Origin of the sequence: Chlorogloeopsis sp. ULAP01, from assembly GCF_030381805.1 — a bacterium.
Lineage (GTDB): Bacteria > Cyanobacteriota > Cyanobacteriia > Cyanobacteriales > Nostocaceae > Chlorogloeopsis.
In genome coordinates, this window is the sequence record NZ_JAUDRH010000003.1 from 65491 (window position 1) to 86131 (window position 20641).

Genomic DNA, 20641 nt, shown 5'->3' on the forward strand with positions numbered 1-20641 from the left:
CTGGGGGATCACTAAATTAGGAGCTATTAACCATTGACTTAATAACTGGATTGTAGACACTTAAGCATAGCAACTCTGATCAAGTTAGAGTATTGATAATGGCTTCTAATATGCAGACAGTTACATGAAAAGTAGGAACTACTGCCATGCGATGCAATTTAACGACTTGAAGTGGGATGCTACTACCACTCTCATTCTACAACCCCTTCCCCTATTACTAAGGAGGGGTTTCTAGTTTCTGCTTCCTCTTCTAATGGGAAAAGTGCTGTTCCTCTGAGAAAAATTAGTAATCTAATAAATCTTCCTAAGCCTAGTCATAGCCAACCTTTGAGGATTTCTGGAGATGTCTCATGCTATCCTCTAACTTACTAGCTATTTTCAACCCTTCAAATTACTGGCGAAGTGGTCATGTCACAATATCTTGGCAGCCGATCTATCAGCAGTTCCAGATTCCACCTGAAGAACTAATACTAAACCATGTGAAGGATTCCTCAGCTACGCCTTTGTTGGCGCAGATTGATCGAGTTGATCCAGAAGATTCATCTCGCGATACCCTAGTTTTTTCGCTGCCTGAGCCTATTTCACCTGGAGCGGAAGATTACTCAATTACCTCAGCTGTTATTAAAGTAGAGCGTGGCAAGCCTATATCCCAAGAATCCAGCGAACCATCTTTAGAGATAGTTTACGGTTCCGATGGACGGGAGCGTGGAGTCAGATTAATGAATAGCCGCCTGATCATCTGGTTTAATCTAGTTCCGGCACCAGAAAATGACGGGCGCAATTGGTTTGCTGGTTCAGCAACTAGTGTGCAGCTTGAGCATCAGGAGATTCTCGATCAGTTCCAAGCAGCAATGGGTGAGTGGATAAACCAAGATCCAGAAAAGCGCTGTATGCAGATAGATGAACTTCAGTTAACAGGGCTTTGTGATTCAACCCCGCCTCACTATTCAGTTAGTGTGTACGATCGCTCCTATCGGCTTGTATCTCATTCCTGCGGCCCGGTGCGAGCAAGCATTACAATTGCCTCAGAACCATTCGATTATAGCGATATAGATCCGCGTACGGGCAAGGAACGTCATTTATCATGTGAACTGTATCGCGTACTTAGTCTGTATGCTGGTGCAGATTACGTGATAGAGGAACTCTTCGTTAAAGGAAAGTCCAAAGGGCAGAGCGGAACTGATGCTGCTACAGAGGCGATCAACCTCGACTTTGCGGCTCGCTACTACGCCTACATGGACATGAGCCAAGAGCCACAAATCTATCAGAATCCCAACGTACCTGATTGGTTTGCGGTGGGTTCCTCTTTTGAGCCTTATGCTGGCTACGGATTTGCAACAGATGTCCATGTGGACTCAATTGGGTATTCTCATGATGTGAATGACAAGCGATTTACCTGGCAATTATTACCAGGTAAATCTGCTAAGTCCTTGCATTTATTTATGCGTTGCCCACAGAAAGACTTTGATTCGCAGGCAGGTCAATACTGGTATGAGTTGATCTATAAACCACTCAAAGCTGAAATTTACCAAGAATCTCAAAGACAGTTTAGTGAGTCTCAGAAAAAGCTTACTGACATCTGGAATGAATTCCAAAAGCAGTTGAGCGAGTCACAGAAAAAGCTTGCTTACACCTGGGTAAATAGTCTTTCCACTGATGGAATAATTCAGGAAAAAATTGTTGAAACTGTGCAGAAAAATCTAAATTTTCAAAAAGAACTAATAAACACAACGTTAAAAGCTCAAGAAACAACAGCTAGATTAGGAATAGAAACTCAAAAGCAATTTTGGGATAACTATTTTAAACTAATGCAAAAGTCTGGACAATAGATATCAATTTCACAGTTTAATTAAGCAGAATAACCAAATTCAACATCACATATGCCTTGCTCAGATCCTTGACTTCTTAAGATAAGTCGGGGATCTGTACTTTAACTATATAGGCTTTCATACCAATGCGTGGATTTTGGATTAAAAACATTTTATTCATAGGCTAGTCCAGAACTTTGAAACAAGACTCCCGCGTGCCAATTTAGTATCATTCTCAACCCAATGAATATTCATTAATCAGAATATTTGGTTTTCTGTATATAATTCATTAGTATTCCTCATTAAAAGTTTTAATTATTCAAACTAAATATATTAGTAAAAATATATATAACACTGTTAATTCCCAGTAAAAATAAATTTAAGTTTTGTTTAAACTATAAGGACAAAATAGATTCAGAAAATTTACTTTTATTGTATCAAATTTACATAGTGATTCAATTTAATACTTATTTTATAAATCTGAGATATAGAATATTTACTTCTTTTGTCAGTTTTGTTTTAAAATACGATAGTAAAAAAAATTACATTACTAGTGCTGATTATAGTAAATAATAGTGATTTGATAATATTGCCTACTTAACATTGTTGTAGAAAAATTTTTAGCAAAAGGTTGAATAGTTAGGTAATATTTTGATGACAGAAGTGTGATTAGATATCGATCCCCAGATTACAATAAGGGACGACAATAAGCCTCGATTCACTAGGAAGTGGTTATAATCTCCGCCCCACTTCCTCTTCACCTAACATATATATATGGTGGGGAATCTAGCGGTAAAAGTTCTAATGACAACTACTACTAATACTAATTTTTTTACAGATTCCCGGAGACAGTTTAGTGAGTCGCAAAAAAAGCTCGCTGAAGTCTGGGATGAGTCACAAAAACAGTTGAGCGAATCACAGAAAAAGCTGGTTGAAACTTGGATTGACAACCTTCCCACTGGAATGATTCAGGTAAATTTATCTGATACTTTCCAGAAAACTCTCAATTTTCAACGAGAGTGTGTGAATGTTGCCCTCCATAGCCAACAGGTGGCAATGCAGTTGGCAATAGAAACTCAAAAGCAATTTTGGGATAGCTATTTCCAAATGACACAGAAGACTGCACAGGAGACACCAAGCACAACAACAGCTAGTTGGTAAGCTTTAACAACAGGCTTCAGGAGAGGAGCGATCGCTTCTGAAGTCTGTAATCTGAAATTAACAAATGGCAAGCAGCAATCTACTGACTGGAGTGCCGCGCACATTGCTAATTCCCCTGCGAGCAAGAGCTGAGGAACACGTCCGTGCGGATGCCTTATTTCGAGATCCTCAAGCGTGGGATTGGTTTCAATCTCTGTTGTGGGATGCTGAATTAGAAACTTGGTATGACTGGAGATACCAAGTCTGCATTAGTGTGCGGACAAAGCTATTAGATAATATTGCGGCACAACACATTGCAATTCATCCAAATTCCCTCGTTATAGAATTGGGAGCAGGTTTATCTTCTCGTTATTATCGTGTGGGAGCAGGAAAAACCCAGTGGATTGAGCTAGATTTACCAGAAGTTATTGACATTCGCTTGAGTATTGATAGCCAAACAAGTGAGCATCGATTTTTAGCAACTTCAGTCCTAGATCAGACTTGGATGAATGAAATTCCAGCGATTGAGCCTGAGAATATCTTGTTTATTGCTGAGGGATTGTTTTATTATTTTGAAAAGTCAGAGGTCAAGCAGTTAGTTGAGCGCCTGCGAGAAAAGTTTGCGGATGCCAAGTTGGCTTTGGATGTTGGGGGAATAGTTTTTAAACAACTGAACGCGTATAAAGCCGCTAATGTTGGAGCGCCAATGAAGTGGTTTGTCGAAGATGAACGGGATGTAGCAGCATTAGGATTATCTGTGGAGAAGGTTTTCCCCTTATTAAACAGCTATCCAGAACGCTGGGGTTTGGTACTTTGGAGTAACTGGTGGCTGATATTTTGGCGATCGCTTCTGCGTAATTTCTGCCTGATTTTAGAAACAAAATTAAATCCTGTGAATTAATAACTATGGACGAACGGAAAAAGATAGCGATCGCTTGCCAAGGAGGCGGTAGCCATACTGCTTTCACTGCTGGAGTTCTTAAAAGGCTCCTGGAGAGAGGTATACATGAGCGTTACAACATTGTCGGATTAAGCGGCACCTCTGGTGGTGCAATTTGTGCCACTGCTGTTTGGTATGGCTTGTTAAAAAAAGCCCAAGGAGCTACCGAAGAACCTTACCACTGGCTAGTCAAATTTTGGGAGGATAATTCAGCCATACTTCCCTGGGAGCAATATCTTAACTTTCTGACTGTTTGGACAGCTCGCTTACAAAACAAAGGCGTTATGCCTGCGATCGCGACTGATCCTTATTCAACACAATGGTTTATTAGCTGCTTGGAAGCGCTTTCTCCTCGCAAAGAATATCTAGATTTAAGAATAATCTTGGAAAACCACATTAACTTTAAAGAGTTTGAGCAACTGGTTTTCCCTTTAAGCCCTCGGTTATTGCTAGGGGCAGTTGAGGTTATCTCTGGAGAATTCAAAGCCTTCGACTCCTACAAAGGAGAAATTACAGTAGAAGCAATCATGGCTTCTGCGGGTATTCCTACTATCTTCCAAGCCATCAAAATTGGCGATGGAGTTTATTGGGATGGCTTATTTTCGCAGAATCCGCCCATTAGTGCCTTTGTTAAACAAACCAGAATTGAAAAGCGACCTGATGAGATTTGGATAATTCAGATTAACCCAAAAACCTGTGATGAAGAACCAGCAACAGCCCAAGCCATAATTAACCGTCGTAATGAATTGACAGGTAACCTCTCGCTGTTTCAAGAAGTTAAGTTTGTAAACACCATCAATGCATTGATTGAAAAAGGATATATAAATCCCGAATATGCAGACCTGAAAACAATTTATATCCGTTGGATTAGTATGGATAACAAATTTGCTAACACCATTGACTATGCATCCAAGCTAGACCGCTCTTATGAGTTCATTACAAAACTTATAGAGCATGGAAAAGCTCAAACGGATGAATTTTTAGAACTTTTGGAAGAAAAACCTATTCTTGTTTCCCAACCTACGTAATACCAATTTTGGAAAGATTAATCAATTGCTCGTGAATCTTCAATAGTACTGGGCTTGCCAAAACCGTTTTCCAGAATAACTTGCACAGGGATGCCAATTTGAATATTGTGGCGATCAAAGGCTATTTTGAGCCGACGACGTAATTCCTGTGCAACTCTCCATTGTTTGAGTGGAGCTGTTTTAATCCAGATCCGGATCGTGATTCCGGTGTGGGAAATTTGATCCACTCCAAACAGTTCGTGAGTATCCAGGATCATAGATTGCCACTGTGGATCTTGTGCTAGTTGATCAACAGTTTCTCGAACCACTGCCAAGGCACGGTCAACATTGGTATTGTAAGCAACTTCAATCCGAAAATCTGCTCTTGCCCAAATCCGTGACATATTTTCCACCTGAGCAATCAGACTATTAGGCAAGGTAATTAAATTGCCTGCATCGCTACGGATTTGGGTAACCCGCAAGTTCAAGTTTTCTACCTTGCCAGAAACCTCACCAACTCTGATGTAATCACCAATCCGAAACTGGTCTTCTAGTAAAATCAAAAACCCATTCACCAAATCTTTGAGCAGGCTTTGTGCTACAAACGAAACAGTTAGAGCAAATAATGCTCCTAATGCCAAGATAGATACTGGTACTAAATCAAGCCACTGAAGAACCCAGAAGATGCCAAGTGTATAAATCAAAACCTTTTTTAATCCTTTCAGCGCGTTAGCGATCGTGGCAATCCGTTGGAGATTCGCTCCAGTCAATAACTGCTCTTGCTCCCAACGCCAGATAAAGCGATCAATGCCAAAATCGGTTAAGCGATTAATTAGCCCCATCAAAAACCAGGCAATCAAAATTACAATTGGAATGACAACGACCTTCTGGGCAAAATGACGCGTTTGGGGAAAAGCATTGAGACTGTAGGCAATTCCAATCATCCAAACAAAGGCTATTGCCCAAAACAACAACCATCGTACAAAGCGGACAATCTGAGATCTTTCTTGTAGCCCAAAATGATAGTGGAGTCTTTCAAACAGCTGTAGCCCCGACTCTACATCCAATGGCTCCACAGTTGCAAGTTCTGGGGTGTGTATCAATGCAGATTCTGCTGCTTGCCGTTGCTCAAGCTGTTGTTTGCTTCGTCCAAAAAACGCCCAGGTTATTCCTAATATCAAAGTCAATATCGCAGTTGTAACCAGGGCTTTAACTACAGTGGAAATTTGTCGTCGTAAGGCTTCGGGTTGGCGCAGTTCGAGTGCCTGTCGAAGTTCTTGCTCCAAAATCTTTTTCCATTTTGCTGCTAATCGGTCTTTGCTAACCAAAGCATATTGGGCATCTGTATCCGTCACTGTTAGCAAAACCTTCGCTTCAGCCAGAGTTTCATCTTTAACAAATAAAACAGGCTGCTCATTCACAGTTTCAATTAAAACCTGCAATGTTTTGGGGTCTAGTATATCCTCGTCCGATAAACCACCACTGGCAACAACTAACGCAAGATTCGCTTCTATTTGTTTGGCGCGAACTTCAACTGGTATCTGGTTATTGGGTTCGCTGCGGTTGAGTACAGCTGGAGATGCAATTCGGAACAGTTCTTTGCCATCAAGGTGTACCCAAGTAGATTCTAAAGTGCCTCGTCGTTCCACGCCAACAGGAGGTGGTTGTGTATTACTGGGAGTTGTTAAGGATGGCAATTGTCCCAAGACGATTGATTTATCAATGGCGGGACTCATTAGCACAATGAGTATCATTATGCCATACATAACAAATTGACGTAGCCGATTGCTTCTTTTCCAGCCTTGACGCTTGAATATACGTGCGATCGTCATGGCAATTAAATATGGGACAGGATACTTATATCTTTTAAATTTTTGTGAAGCAGAGTGGTAAATCTCGTCTCATCTATATTGAAAAAGACACAGGTTCTGAACTTCTAACTTATTTGCCAGTTACGTAGAGCTAAAATACTAGTAAATATCGAAAACAGCAGAGGAAGCGGAGAATTTTCTTGGGAGTTGGGGTGGGCATAATTTAAGATGTCTGCATTCCACACTGCTACATTCCACCGAAGGTGAGATGCACAGAAACAATTAGCTTATTGATTTTTCCTGATTAGCGGGATTAACAATACAACAAAGAAATAAGAATTTGATAAGTACTAAATAAGGTTTCCTACTTGATTTTGGTCTGAGCCAAAAATTCAGTTCTTATAATTTTGATGTGTTTGACCTACTAGTTCGCCATGTAAGTTATGAGAAGTCATAGATCCCCGACTTGTTCAAAAAGTCGGGGATCTAAATACCTGCGACTTTTCAAAATCAATATCGCAGATCACCCTTCAACAAGTAATTTTGTCAAGAAACTCTAGCAACGCGGAGGCAAAGAGTCCGGGAAGTTCGATTTGGGGTAAATGACCACAGTCAGGTATTAAAACGAGTTGTCCTTTTTGTAGTCGTTTGATGGCATTTTCTGCTTGTGCTTTTGGTAAAATCTGGTCACGAGTACCCCAAATGACAAGAGTCGGCATCTGCAACTGTGGTAGAAAGTCGAGCAAAATCTTATACTGTCCAAATAAATTTAGCTGGGTACGTAGCGAGGATAGGTTAGCCTCAAGAAAGCCTGGCATCAGTGCCATCCGTTCCTGCTCTGTCAGCCATTCAGCAGGAATCCTTTTAAGATCAGCGAAAAGCAGCGCTGCTCGCGACCAAGCCCGTTGCTTCGCGCCTAAAGGCGTTTTGCTCCAAGCAATGGCAGCTTCTCCGTACCAAAGTAGGGTTAACTGGGACAGAAACGGATTAACCAACTCACCTAATCCGGAACTACTTACCAAAACTAGCGCCGCCACTGCTTCAGGATATGACAGTGCAAAGCGTAGGGCAACCTGTCCACCCAAAGAATTGCCAACTACCACCACCCGCCTCAGCCCAAGTGTATCGAGAAAATCAGCTACAAACTGCGTATAGAACTCAGGTGAGTAGACAACATCGGGTTTAGAACTATCACCAGCACCTGGAAAGTCTGGTGCATAAACACGATGGGTAGCCGCCAGTATGGGAATTACCCAAGCCCAATCAAGGGCGCTTTCACCATCTCCATGCAGTAGTAGTAGAGGTGGCTCGTCATCATTACTATTGCCTGCTGTAAGGTAGTGGATAGTTAAACCACCTAAATTGAGTCGCCCCTCTTCAACAGTTGTTTTCACACTTTGCTCCACTCGCATTGATAAAGTGCATATAATACTTGTGTTACGAAGTTTGCATATTCACATCGGTCTTGAAAGGCAGAAGGCAGAGAGAACTCTGTAGACGCTTCTGCGGCTTCCCGCAGGGTGCGGCGGCTACTTAATAGAAGCCGCTTTGCTACCGCCATTAGCGTTAGCTCCTCGCGGAGCAAGGCTCAGAAGTTCGGTGGGGCAGGAGGCAGTAGGAAAAGATCCAATTTGCGTTAACTTGATATCTCGCAGTATAAAAAGTCGCTTAAAATTCACTATTCGTTTGGGAATCCTTGGGCTGCCGATCACATTAACTCAACCGATCGCGTGATTGCACTTTCTATGTAACTCCAAAAGACAAGTTTTGTAAAGCCAGTAAAGTTAATCCTACTGAGCTTGCGATCGCACTCCATTTGATGAGCGGATGCATATCTAACCAATCAAAAAAGCTTGGTATGACTAGCTTGCTAAAGTCTCCTTGAACTTTGTCGTGGGCGGGGATTGATTCATAAAGATTATGTGGGGCATCTTTGGACTTTGGCTCATTGGTACGCTGGAGCTGGAAGCTAACGAGCAGCAATAAGTAATCTAGGAGTGATGGCGAAATCCGTTGGAGCAAATCTATTGCCCTAGCTGCATCCCCAACAATAAAGTCACGGGTGGGGTGAGAAGCAACATAGAGAATGGCATCAGCTACTAAACGGGGTTGGTAGTAGGGCGGTGGCGCTGACGGCTTTACACCTAGCTTTGTGAGAGCATTGTTGTAAAAGGGTGTATTAATCGACGCAGGCATCACATTTGTAACACTGATGGGTATTTTTTCATGTTGCAGTTCTACACGCAGGGATTCAAGAAAACCCTCTAGAGCGTGCTTGGCAGTGCAGTAGGGACTTTGAAGTGGAAGCGATCGCCTACCCAACATTGAGGAAATGTGGATCAGCGCCCCTCGCCCCTCACGCTTGAGATGAGGTAAAGCTGCCATTGCACCGTAGACTTGCCCAAGTAGATTAATATCGATAACACGCTGAAATTCTTCTGGATTGATATTATCGACAGTGGCAAAAAGACCGACAGCAGGAGTATGTACCCACGTATCAAGTTGTCCATACTCTTCCACTGCTTTGTCTGCGATCGCTTTAACTTGATCGAATACTGTCACATCAGCAACTACAGCAGTTGCTACACCACCAAAGCGTTTAATTTCATCGACTAAGGACGTCAGCCCCGGTTCACTACGAGCAGAGACAAGCACCTTTGCCCCTTGCCTTGCAAACTGAAGTGCTGCCTCGCGCCCAATGCCACTGGAAGACCCAACGACTGCAACCACTTGCTGATCGATTGGCTTGAGTTCGTGCGTCATATTTACTCTCAATCTGAATTCGAGTTTTTATCCATTAGAGCGTTACCTGCAACAGAGCAGTTAACTTAGAGGTTTTACAGCCTTCTTAGCAAAGTAACTGCTACTTTTTTCCCAAACCTCCCACTAGAGGGATAGGTTGATGAATGTCTAGAAAAAAATACCCCTAAATAGGGGATAGGGGCTAGGGACACGGGGATACGGAAGGGGACAAGGAGAGACAGCGCTGTTGGTAGGGTTTCCAACGGACTGTCCTCCTCCGCAGGCGACTGCGTACACACGAAGCGGGTTCTCGTTAGAGTACCCGAAGGGAGACAACGAGAAAGGGAGCTGAGGGAGGTGATGCAGATGAGGGAGTGATGGAAGTAAATTCTTCCCCATCTCCCCTCTGACTTAATCGGCGCGTGTCTTCAACCAATCGGCGATCGCTGGTGGTAAATCCCGTTGCACTTTACCACTGACATACATACCGATATGTCCAACAGGGAAAGACCTGACAGTGTAATCTTCTGTACCAACATACCTCTCTAAGGCAATAGAAGATGTAGGTGGTACTAAGTGATCCTTTTCAGCATATAGATTCAGTACAGGCATGGAAATATTACTTAAACTGACTCGCTTGTCTCCAATCATCAGCTCACCTTTAATGAGCTTATTTGCCTGATAGAAATCCTTGAGGAACTGTCGGTAGGCTTCCCCTGCCTGATCTGGGCTGTCAAAGATCCATTTTTCCATACGTAGAAAATTCAGCAGCTTGTCTTCGCTGTGCATGATCTCTGGAAAGTCTAGATATTTTTGAATTCCCAACTGCCGAGGTTTCAACATCAAAAATTCAAAATTGAGAAAATCGCCGGGAATATTGCCTAAAGAATCTACCATTCGGTCGATGTCTAAAGCTTCCGCTCCCAGAGTGCAGCCACCGCGCATATACAAGAGCGCATCTGAGATTTGAAAATCCACCGGAGCAACCATCACAATTAGGTTTTTGACCTTTTCTGGATAAATGGAACTGTAGCAGAGGCTGAATGTTCCGCCCTGACAAATTCCTAGTAGATTAATCTTGTCTAAACTATGCTTTGTCCTAATGAAATCAACACAGTTATTTATATAGCCGTTAATGTAGTCATCTAAAGTTAGCCAGCGATCGGCTCTAGTAGGATAACCCCAATCAATTAAGTAGATATCCAAACCTAACTTGAGTAAGTTAGCAACAAGCGATCGGTCTTCTTGTAAATCAACCATAAAAGGACGGTTAACCAAGGCATAGACAATGAGAACAGGAATGTTCAATCGCTCCTCTACCATTGGTTGAAAGTGGTACAGAACTAATTTGTCCTCGCGATAAACTACTTCCTTGGGGGTAACTCCAATTTCAATATCTTCTTCTCGCAGGCGGCTCAAATTTTCAATACCTTTAATTACCTTTTTGGTGAGTTCGGTATACTCTTCTGTTGCATCATCAAGACGCATTTGCATCAAAAATGGCAGCATGGCTTTCTGTGTACTCCTTGCAAATGTTGAATCTGTCTTGAAAATAGGGGCTAGAGAAAAGAGATTTTCATTCCCTAATTGTGTGATTTATTACATGATTGTCTGTCTTGAAAATAAGGCAGAGGGCAGTAGCCGTTACTAACTACTGTTCTTCATGTTTTGGCGGAGTTGTTTGCGCTTGAGCTTCGTATTTAGCTAAGGCTTTTTTCAGGTTCTTAACCTCTTTGCGCAGTTCGTAGATGCTTTTATGAACCTCGTCCACTTCACTGCGTAGGGGCAGATTCATCATTTTCATCCATACCTCCGTTAGCTCTTGCTGATCGAGTCGGTAGTTATTGAGAGCATTCAAGAATCTACCTCGAACCTTGAGATTGTCTTCTAAGCAAAATGCCTTCTCAAACACATCATCAGCAATCCTGCCCCAAAGTTCCTGAAATTGCCGCCAGTCTTTAACTTTTTCGCCCTTTTCTGCGAGGGAGATCAACTCTCGCATCAGCTCTTCAAAGGATTGTGCCTGGATCTCGGCTAACAAAATTTGATAATCAACACTTGCTCGATATAGTGTCGTCCAACCGTCAAAAGCTCGCAGTAATTTGCCGTTAATTTCACGGCTAGGCCCCAACAAGGGAATTTGCATCAAACTGCCAAAGCTTTGCTCGTATAGCAGATTCCAGTAGAGATTATTTAACTCAATCCAGGGTTGGCTGGTGCCGCTAACTGTTGCCTGACTTAGCGGATCAACAGTCGCCCCCAGGGCATTCGCCCAAAGTTGGCTAAACTTTTGCGTTTCTTTAAGATAGAGCTGCCATAACTCAGCTGCATTTTGATTGACTTTAAGGGTTCCTTGAGAAAAATCCTCAACTTGAGCGCGCAGTTGTTCTGTGTAGTTTTTGAGGGAATGTTGCCAATCTTCTCCAGATTCAACTTTGGGAAAGAGATCTTGCCAGGTATTAAATGAAAGTTTGAGTAAGCGGAGCAGCAGTTCTTGATTTTCTACAAATCGCTGATTAATAGACTCTACTCCTGGTTTGGTATCTGCGATCGGATTGCGAGCTGCTGATGCCAGCATATCAAACCAGCTTTTCCAAGCTTGAGTGCCTACATCAGTCCAAGTTTTCATAACTTGATCTGCCATTCCACTCCAGGAATTTGTTTCTTTTTGCATTTGTCATTCCTTGATTGAAAATTTGATCAGACTATTTTTCTTAAGGGGAATTGGGGAAAACAATCCCCCAACAATACACTAGCTAATTCCATTTTGGATTTTGGATTTTAGAAAATGGAATTGGAAATCACCTTGGTGTCTTGGGTTTTCGTGAATACATCTGCCCTTAATCATTTTTTAAAATCTGGAAAATCTCAAAATGGTTGCCTGCCTTTGCACTAGTGTAGGACGGCAGAAGTTAACGAACAACTGACACGCATCTTGAAAGCTAAGTTTTAAGGGATACTAAGTGTGATGCGCACCATTGACTCGCAACACTTCACCTGTGACATAGCTACTGGCAACGGGTGAAAGAAGAAATGCTACTGCCCAGGCAATTTCTTCTGGCTTACCAAAGCGACGGAAAGGAATCTCTGCGGTGATTTTTTCTTTAACTTTATCTGGGATTGCCCTAGTCATTTCTGTATCGATGAAGCCCGGCGCTACAGCATTTACCCGCACGCCATAACGAGCAGTTTCTCTCGCAAGAGATTTCACTAGACCAATTACAGCAGCTTTGGTGGCAGCATAGTTTACTTGTCCGACATTACCCCGTTCTCCGGAAATTGAACTGATACAGACGACTGAACCTTCTCCTCGTTCATACATCCCAGAAATAAAAGGTTGAATGGTGTGATTCACACCTTTTAAGTTGACGTTAATGACTGCATCCCAGTCTTCCGGTGTCAATTTAGTAAAAAAGTTATCGCGGGTAATCCCAGCATTAGCAACTACTCCATAAACAGGCCCCAACTTCTCTTCTATTTTGGCAGCAGCAGCTTCCATAGATGCCAAGCTAGTTACATCTGCCTCGATCGCCAAAGCTCCACTTTTGCCTTCGCTGATTTTGATGTCGGTATAAGCAACCTTTGCTCCTAATTCTTGAAATAAGGCCACCATTGCAGCGCCAATTCCTCGATCGCCGCCTGTAACAACAATGACTTTATCTTCCAATCCTAAAGATACCATTACCAATTCTCCTTTGTATTCTTTATATTTGTTCGATAGCGATCGCTGTACCACCGCCAGTACCGTGGCAAAGTGCCGCCATGCCGAGACTTTGCTGCCGCTCCTGTAAGGCATTAATCAGCGTGACGATAATTCTGGCTCCAGAAGCACCAATCGGATGTCCGAGGGCGATCGCCCCGCCATTAACATTCAACTTATCAATAGGCACTCCTAGCATCCGGTGAAAAAGCAAAGAGTTGAGCGCGAAAGCTTCGTTATTCTCGAACAAGTCAAAATCTGAGATTTTCCGGTTGAGTTTATCCAATAACTTCTTGGCTGCCCCAACTGGCATTTCTACAAAACGCCAACTCTCGCCGCCTTCCCAACTTCCCCCAAGTACCTTAGCAATGGGCTTCAATCCATACCTATCCACTGCTACTTGGCTGGCTAAAATCAAGGCTGCTGCCCCATCACTGATCTGACTACTATTTCCCGCAGTCAGAACACCATTCTTATTAAAAGCCGGGCGCAGTTTTGTCAGAGTTTCCAGTGATGTATCCGGACGAATTCCCTCATCAGTATCTATTATTTGTGTGCCTTTTTTGGTAGTAACTTCAATCGAGGCAATCTCATTTTTGAAACAGCCTCGCTGCGTTGCGGCGGCTGCCCGCCAGTGGGAATCAACAGCGATTTCATCTAAATCTTTGCGGCTAAATCCATAGTATTCTGCGATCCGCTCCGTTTGCTCTCCCATGCCTTCTCCTCTGGTTGCATCCATCAACCCATCTCGGAGTAATAAATCCGTTAACTGCTCTGGCGCACCCAGAAGAAATTTGTAACCCCACCTAGCTCTGTGAGAGAGGAAAAAGCCTGTTTGGGACATCGACTCCATTCCCCCAGCCAGAACGATGTCTGCTTCTCCAGCCCGAATTGCTAGAGTAGCATTAATTACACTCATCATTCCTGACGAACAGACCATATCAACAGAGTATCCATTTACCGTCTCCGGAATACCAGCTTTGAATGCTGCTTGGCGGGGTAGTAACTGTCCGTGTCCAGCTCTGAGTACATTGCCCATAATATACAGGTCTAATGCCTCTCCTGTGATGCCTGCCCGTTCTAAAGCAGATCGCATCACGTGAGCACCTAAATCAGTCGGTGAAAAATCTGCCAACACACTTCCAAATCGACCGAGAGGTGTTCGTAGTGCTGAAACAATGTACACGTTACGCATAAATATTTTTACTCACTTCTAATTTTTAATTGCAAAAAGGTGACAATTCTTTGGAGGAGGCAGAGGGGAGATGGGGAAGATAGGGAAGATGGGGAAGAATTTACTTCCATCACTCCCTCATCTCCATCACCTCCCTCAACTCCCTTTCTCGTTGTCTCCGTGTCCCCGCGTCTATTTCCTAGCCCCTAGCCCCTATCCCCTATTCATCATCCATGCGGGTAAATTCTTCGATTTCTTTGTAAGCCTCCTTCATACGGGCGTAGTAAGCTTCTTTGGCAAACTCCTCTAATGCTTGTCTCCCATCTTTGTAAACAGCATTGTCAAACTCGGCGTGAAAAGTACCTTGCTGATTTTTATAGTCAATGCTCAAATGAGTAGCTTTATATTCTGTCGGAGAGTGAAATTGCTGCGTTTCGGTAGAGGCGGCTAGCGCTGTTGTCGATGATTTTCCGCCAGAAATTGCAACTGCAACGGCATCAAAATATCCCGTGCCAACTTCTCGTTGATGGCGCACTGCTGTATATCCATCGGACTCACTCAAAAATTCCGCTTCCTGCAATTGGGCATAAGCGCTCATCCCTGTTTGGTAATAGCTACGAGCTAGCTCAAATATGCCATGATTCAAACAGTGGAATCCTGCCAAGGTTACGAACTGGAATTTATAGCCCATCGCTCCCAATTCTTTCTGGAAATTGGCGATTGTGGCATCATCCAGGTTTGCCTTCCAGTTAAAAGAAGGAGAGCAATTATAAGCTAGCAATTTATCCGGAAACTCTCGATGAATTGCTTCTGCAAATAGTCGAGCTTCTTTGAGATTTGGTTTGGAAGTTTCCCACCACAGTAAGTCTGCATACGGTGCATAGGCTAACCCACGGGCAATGCAATTTGCCAGCCCTGTACCCGCTTTTAAGCGATAAAACCCTTCAGCAGTCCTCTCTCCCGTGATAAACGGTAAATCTCGCTCATCAACATCGCTAGTAATCAATTTGGCACTCTCTGCATCAGTACGGGCAACAATTAGCGTTGGTATGCCCATTAAATCAGCCGCTAGCCGTGCTGCATTCAAATTGCGAACGTGGGCAGATGTTGGAATTAGCACTTTGCCACCGAGATGGCCGCATTTCTTCTCTGAAGCCAATTGATCTTCGTAATGCACCGCAGCCGCACCCGCCTCAATGTAGGCTTTCATAATTTCAAAGCTATTTAAAGAGCCACCAAACCCAGCTTCGGCATCAGCAACGATGGGAGCAAACCAGTAAATATTGTTTTTTCCTTCCAAATGCTGAATTTGATCGGCTCGTTGCAATGTCCGGTTAATGCGACGGCATAATTCTGGCCCACTATTAGATGGATACAGACTTTGATCGGGATACATTGTTACTGCTAAGTTAGCATCTGCTGCAACTTGCCAACCAGACAGGTAAATTGCCTTCAAGCCAGCACGCACCATCTGCATTGCTTGATTCCCTGTGACTGCACCAAGGGCATTGATATAGTCTTCGTTGTGCAGTAGTTCCCAAAGTCTGTTTGCACCCATTTCGGCAAGGGTATAGCGGATTTGCATTGAACCACGCAGTTTGAGCACATCTTCAGGAGTATATGCGCGTTGAATTCCCTGAAAGCGACCTTTAGGAGCACTTGGAACTAGGGTTTCAAAAGTACATTCACTCATGCTAATAGTCTCCTGTAATTCATTGAGAAAGCGAAAAAATTAAGTGGCAAAATCTCTGATTGCAGATTTTGTAAGTATTTATTGGAATTTTCCTGTAGTGATGATTGTGTAATTTTTGCCTAGAAATCATCTTACAAACTGACAAGATATCGATAGGCTGGCAGTGTCAGGAACTCCTCGAAGTTTTCTGCAATCACAAGCTTGGTAAACAAATCAATCGCTATGTCAAAGGTTTTTTGCCAAAGGCTGTAAGCAGCAATTTCTTGGCGTAATGCTGCAATTTCTTCGTTGAGAAGAGCTTGGAAAAGGAGGCGATCGATGCTACGACCGTCTTCTAAGGTGGCGTTATGATGGAGCCATTGCCAAATCTGAGCACGACATATTTCTGCTGTAGCTGCATCTTCCATTAAGTTATACAAGGGGACGCAACCAGAACCACTCAGCCAAGCACTCATGTACAAAATGCCAACCCGAATGTTATTGCGCAGTCCGGCTTCGGTGATGGTTCCTGTTGGTACACTGAGCAAATCTGCTGTGGTGATGGTGATGTCGTCTCTTAATACAGACAGCTGATTAGAAGTGGGCATTTTGCTGTCGAACACTTGGCGGGCTATGGGAACGAGGGCAGGATGTGCAACCCAGGTGCCATCATGCCCATCTCCGGCTTCCCGCTCTTTGTCAGCTTTTACTTTGGCAAGGGCTGTTTCATTAGCAACGGGATCTGTTTTAATCGGGATTTGAGCCGCCATACCTCCCATTGCCAAGGCACCCCGGCGGTGACAAGTCTTGATTGTCAGCAGACTGTAGGAACGCAGAAAATGAGTCGTCATGGTTACCTGCTGGCGATCGGGTAAGACGCAATCAGCGCGATCGCGGAATTTTTTAATGAAGCTAAAAATGTAGTCCCAGCGACCACAATTTAAAGCGACAATGTGATCGCGCAGGGCGCAGAGAATCTCATCCATCTCAAAAGCGGCAAGGATGGTTTCGAGCAAGACTGTAACCTTAATCGTGCCAACTTTTAAGCCAAAGGCTGCTTGAGCTGCAACAAATACCTCATTCCACAACTTGGCTTCATGCCTGTTTTCCAATTTGGGCAAATAGAAATAGGGGCCAGAGCCTTGTTTTAGGAGCTTGTGGGCATTATGGAAGAAATACAGTCCAAAATCGAATAATGAGGCTGATATGGGCTGCTCGTCCACTAGAATATGTTCTTCGAGGAGATGCCAACCACGAGGACGAGCAATCAAAACGGCTGTTTTTTCATTAAGTTTGTAGGTTTTGCCAGTTGTAGAATCGCTAAATTCAATCGTGCGGTTGACAGCATCGCGCAGATTAATTTGTCCGGATACCATGTTATCCCAAGTGGGGCTGTTGGCATCTTCAAAATCTGCCATAAACACATTCGCCCCAGAGTTAAGGGCATTGATGACCATTTTGCGATCGCACGGCCCGGTAATTTCAACGCGACGATCTTGCAAATCTGGGGGAATTGGAGCAACTTTCCAGTCATCATTGCGTATCGCTTCCGTTTCTGAGGGAAAGTCGGGTTGCCATCCTGCATCAAGTTGTTGCTGGATAGTTTCTCGCAGTTGCAGCAGACGCTCTCGTTCAGCACCAAAGCGGCGTTGTAGCATGGCAATAAACTCTAGCGCCTGTGGAGTCAAAATTTCAGCATATTGTGCAGAAAGTTTGCCACGAATCTTGATTACATTTTTAGTTGATTTATTTGTTTGTACACTGAAGCTAGTAGTCATATAAATTCTCGCTTTTTTGCTTTTTTGAGTACTAATACCAAATTGGCGTAGGGAGTCTTGTTTCAAAATTCTGAACTAGCCTATTAATCAATGGTTTGAATCCAAAATTGGTATAAGTAGCTGTCATAAACTGCGTATACAACAAGGGTATTGGTGATAGGGGATTGGGGAGTGGGCATTGGAGATTGTATTTTTCCTATGCCCCTTGCCCTAGTTCCCAGTGCCTATTTATTCGTTCTGCCTTTTGCTTTCTGCCCTCTGACTTTAAAGTCGAGAACTCTTAACAGTAAAAATTCCACTTACATTCTTGGCGATGAAACTTGTATTATTGGGACTTCATTGGGACTGCCTTTTTCAAGTCAAAATGGAAAAGCCTTTTATCCTACTTACTTATCCCCACTGCGGCAGCCGATTTACACAAATTTAGTTAATAAATGACTTTGGATAAATAAAAGCTGGACGTAAAGGAGGATGTGAAAATTATTGAATAGATTAATTTCTTGTTCACTCAACCGAATCATTTAAGAGCGTCTTTTAACAGTTGCAAAATATAGTGCTAAACCGAAAATTCACTAGAAAATAATTCTGAACTAATGAATTATAGTCTTTTGTTTTACTTTGCTAATATTTGATCCCACCCAAAATAACAAAATATTTTTCCAACATTTGTTGACTTTAGTTTTTAGATATATACATACCAAAGCCAATAGTTTTTGGAACTAAGTCTTATTATATAAAAGTTTTTTATCCAAAAATATATGTAAAACAAGATAAAAGTAAAATTTACATTTTTTAATTTATTAAAAATACAAGGTAATGATTTTACCTTTTTCTCAGTTGCTATCGATAGCAGGCATTACACAGTATATAATTTATAATTTTTATTCTTTATAACTTTTGAAGTCAAAAATAGGTGTATGACAGTGCAAAGCAGTTGAATATCCCTCTATATAAGAGTTTTACACTGTCATACAGTGTAATTATTATCAGAAATACTAATTTAATTAATTACATTAAATTCAAGTTTCAAAAATTTAAAATTAAAATAGGCAAAATAAAAAGGTGAGTTAGATTGACTAACACACCCTCAACAATAGTTATCTTGATTACTGAAAAATATTAAGCCAGTTATTGCTTAAATTTTCTTGTTAATATCAATTGTTTTTGCCGTTGGTCTACCTGCTATGACTTAACACCGAACCACATATCAGTGAGCTTTTTCATATATGAAAAATAATTGAACCACCAATCTATGTACTCTCGCGTAGGAAGTTCTATCGGTTGAGGATATTGTGTAGGGTGTTCCATATATTTAGAGTACTTTTGGAGTGCGATATTTATTGGCTCATCATCAAGGGGTTCATCTAATGCTTTTTGGATTTGTTGATCATCAAGTTGTTCATTAATATCTAGAGTGCTTGTAGAGCTAGACTCATGTTGCTCTAAGAATAGAGCGATCGCATCCAAAATTACTTGAGAGCGATTCGGATTTTTTCCTGCTCGACGAGATGGGTACAGTTCCTGCGCCAGTTGATCGATGCGCTCTAGTATCTCAGGCGGAATGCGAACAGATACCAAAGGGGAATTAGCCATTTCTATTTACTCTAATCTCATGCGTTTGGATATTGTATCTTATCGGTTGACTAGGTTGACGGTGGCACAAAAATGACAATCTGTAAGCATTTTATCGATTAATACATAACTTATTTCTAATAGTGGTTCTGGAAAACGAAGTGAATTTGTGACTATATCAGTAGTTAGTCAATCAAATTATAAGTATTGTAATTATTTTTCACTCTTTGTTTGCTAGCAAGAGCTTTTTCGTGAAGTATTGTGGCGGTTCCAAGATTACTTTTGAACTTGAGGCAAGTTCCTCACAACATCCTCAAATTTATTTTCTAAGCTAAAACTAGAGCCTTTCTACTTCCAGTAGTCTGAACTCTACTGAATTATTTTATACACAGGGAATAAGAAGCTAAGGGTGCATAAATCATGACTAAAACCATTTTTAATCTCACACTGCCAACAGTAGCAAGTATAATTGAGGATATTCTTGAAACTTATCCTCATCATCCCTATCAGCAGGCGTTTTCGATTCCAGACCTACGTCAAGAATTAATAGCTCACGTTTTGAGTAGAGTATCAAATTGTTATGTAGTTGTAGAAGAAGGTCAACAATCATCTATTAATTTCCGAACTCTAGCTTGTTCTCTTAAGGATAGATCTTGCATTGAAGATTTTATTCACCAGGGCATTGAGGAAATTATGTATAAACAAGAACAAAAATTAAGTTTAAAAATTCCTGAAACAGAAGATTCTGGTTTAGCACCTTCTCATTGGTTTGGATAGAAGGGAATAAGGAACGGGGAACAGGGAATAGAAGAGTTGAATTTCAAGAGTGCCTGCAACCAATACTGTTAGTTTTTGCTTGGTTAATCAGACTGGTAATTTTTTCTAGGGCGATCGCTACTCCGCGTTGAGCAACAGGTGATAGGTGATCGCCAAGTTCAAAGTTTTCTCCTGGAACAATTACCCACCAAGTTTGGGGATAATAACTGTAAAGAGTTTTAGTCAAAGCCAATAATGCTTGAGGATTGCTCAAATGTCCTGCTATATAACTATTGGTGGCAGGTAAGAGCGATTTTACTTGCACGTTAGAGTTTTCAGAATTAAAACAAGCGTCAACAAAGATTGCCAAATCAACATTTGCCAAATTTGGCGCGAGTTCGGGAGTCAGTTGGTGAACAGCAATAGATTTCACGTTTGCTAAATGCTGAGTGGCAATTTTCTCGGCTACTCTTTGTCCGATCGCATCATCATTACGTAAGTCATTGCCATAACCAATAACTAGGATATTACAGTTCATAAT

Annotated in this window: 18 protein-coding genes; 6 read left to right on the forward strand and 12 right to left on the reverse strand. The window is 42.2% G+C overall.

Translation table 11 applies throughout. From position 1 onward, the window contains the following. Window positions 1-350: 350 nt before the first annotated feature. The 4 genes from QUB80_RS06545 (at window position 351) to QUB80_RS06560 (ending at window position 4916) form a co-directional block, all read left to right on the forward strand. A complete protein-coding gene (locus QUB80_RS06545; RefSeq protein WP_289788701.1) occupies window positions 351-1829 on the forward strand; it encodes a hypothetical protein in 1479 nt (492 codons plus the stop codon). A gap of 783 nt (window positions 1830-2612) precedes the next feature. Then, window positions 2613-2969: a hypothetical protein gene (locus QUB80_RS06550; RefSeq protein ID WP_289788702.1), complete on the forward strand. Its 357-nt coding sequence runs from the start codon at window positions 2613-2615 to the stop codon at window positions 2967-2969. 64 nt (window positions 2970-3033) lie between these two features. Continuing rightward, window positions 3034-3849 carry a class I SAM-dependent methyltransferase gene (locus tag QUB80_RS06555; RefSeq protein WP_289788703.1) on the forward strand — a complete coding sequence of 272 codons (816 nt, stop codon included), beginning with the start codon at window positions 3034-3036 and terminating at the stop codon, window positions 3847-3849. Window positions 3850-3854: 5 nt separating this feature from the next. After that, a complete protein-coding gene (locus tag QUB80_RS06560; RefSeq protein WP_289788704.1) occupies window positions 3855-4916 on the forward strand; it encodes a patatin-like phospholipase family protein in 1062 nt (353 codons plus the stop codon). A gap of 17 nt (window positions 4917-4933) precedes the next feature. On the opposite strand, the gene QUB80_RS06565 is transcribed toward QUB80_RS06560, so the two are convergent. The 8 genes from QUB80_RS06565 to phaA form a co-directional block, all read right to left on the reverse strand. Further along, entirely contained in the window at window positions 4934-6727 is a 1794-nt protein-coding gene (locus tag QUB80_RS06565; RefSeq protein ID WP_289788705.1) for a mechanosensitive ion channel family protein, read from the reverse strand. A 509-nt stretch (window positions 6728-7236) separates the two neighbouring features. Then, a complete protein-coding gene (locus QUB80_RS06570) occupies window positions 7237-8100 on the reverse strand; it encodes an alpha/beta fold hydrolase (protein WP_289788706.1) in 864 nt (287 codons plus the stop codon). After that, window positions 8097-8267, reverse strand: a complete 171-nt coding sequence (locus QUB80_RS06575) for a hypothetical protein (RefSeq protein WP_289788707.1) — start codon at window positions 8265-8267, stop codon at window positions 8097-8099. The genes QUB80_RS06570 and QUB80_RS06575 overlap by 4 nt, the downstream gene beginning before the upstream one ends. Before the next feature lie 182 nt (window positions 8268-8449). After that, window positions 8450-9469, reverse strand: coding sequence for an SDR family oxidoreductase (locus QUB80_RS06580; protein WP_289788708.1), 1020 nt, complete (start codon window positions 9467-9469; stop codon window positions 8450-8452). 390 nt (window positions 9470-9859) lie between these two features. Next, window positions 9860-10957: a class III poly(R)-hydroxyalkanoic acid synthase subunit PhaC gene (gene phaC / locus QUB80_RS06585; protein WP_289788709.1), complete on the reverse strand. Its 1098-nt coding sequence runs from the start codon at window positions 10955-10957 to the stop codon at window positions 9860-9862. Between the two features lie 142 nt (window positions 10958-11099). Continuing rightward, window positions 11100-12122: a class III poly(R)-hydroxyalkanoic acid synthase subunit PhaE gene (phaE, locus tag QUB80_RS06590; protein ID WP_289788710.1), complete on the reverse strand. Its 1023-nt coding sequence runs from the start codon at window positions 12120-12122 to the stop codon at window positions 11100-11102. Between the two features lie 285 nt (window positions 12123-12407). Then, complete coding sequence (phaB, locus tag QUB80_RS06595) at window positions 12408-13244, reverse strand: acetoacetyl-CoA reductase PhaB (RefSeq protein ID WP_289788711.1); 837 nt, start codon at window positions 13242-13244, stop codon at window positions 12408-12410. Continuing rightward, on the reverse strand, window positions 13153-14343 hold the full coding sequence (gene phaA / locus QUB80_RS06600; protein WP_289788712.1) for an acetyl-CoA acetyltransferase PhaA: 1191 nt from the start codon (window positions 14341-14343) through the stop codon (window positions 13153-13155). Before phaA ends, phaB begins: the two co-directional genes overlap by 92 nt. Window positions 14344-14382: 39 nt before the next feature. Here phaA and QUB80_RS06605 point away from each other — a divergent pair, with 39 nt between their 5' ends. Next, the gene (locus tag QUB80_RS06605) at window positions 14383-14532 is read left to right on the forward strand and encodes a hypothetical protein (RefSeq protein ID WP_289788713.1); all 150 of its coding nucleotides are present in this window, start codon (window positions 14383-14385) and stop codon (window positions 14530-14532) included. A gap of 10 nt (window positions 14533-14542) precedes the next feature. Here the strand turns inward: QUB80_RS06605 and aceA are convergent, their stop codons facing one another. The 3 genes from aceA to QUB80_RS06620 form a co-directional block, all read right to left on the reverse strand. Further along, window positions 14543-16015 (reverse strand): isocitrate lyase, encoded by a 1473-nt coding sequence (gene aceA / locus QUB80_RS06610; protein WP_289788714.1) that lies wholly within the window; start codon window positions 16013-16015, stop codon window positions 14543-14545. A gap of 131 nt (window positions 16016-16146) precedes the next feature. Next, entirely contained in the window at window positions 16147-17772 is a 1626-nt protein-coding gene (gene aceB / locus QUB80_RS06615; RefSeq protein ID WP_289788715.1) for a malate synthase A, read from the reverse strand. 1182 nt (window positions 17773-18954) lie between these two features. Then, window positions 18955-19365: a ribbon-helix-helix domain-containing protein gene (locus QUB80_RS06620; RefSeq protein WP_289788716.1), complete on the reverse strand. Its 411-nt coding sequence runs from the start codon at window positions 19363-19365 to the stop codon at window positions 18955-18957. A gap of 399 nt (window positions 19366-19764) precedes the next feature. Between QUB80_RS06620 and QUB80_RS06625 the strand changes: the two genes are divergently transcribed. Further along, window positions 19765-20121 (forward strand): hypothetical protein, encoded by a 357-nt coding sequence (locus QUB80_RS06625; RefSeq protein WP_289788717.1) that lies wholly within the window; start codon window positions 19765-19767, stop codon window positions 20119-20121. Window positions 20122-20164: 43 nt separating this feature from the next. Here QUB80_RS06625 and QUB80_RS06630 read toward each other — a convergent pair whose 3' ends face one another. Then, complete coding sequence (locus QUB80_RS06630) at window positions 20165-20638, reverse strand: hydrogenase maturation protease (protein ID WP_289788718.1); 474 nt, start codon at window positions 20636-20638, stop codon at window positions 20165-20167. Window positions 20639-20641: the final 3 nt, after the last annotated feature.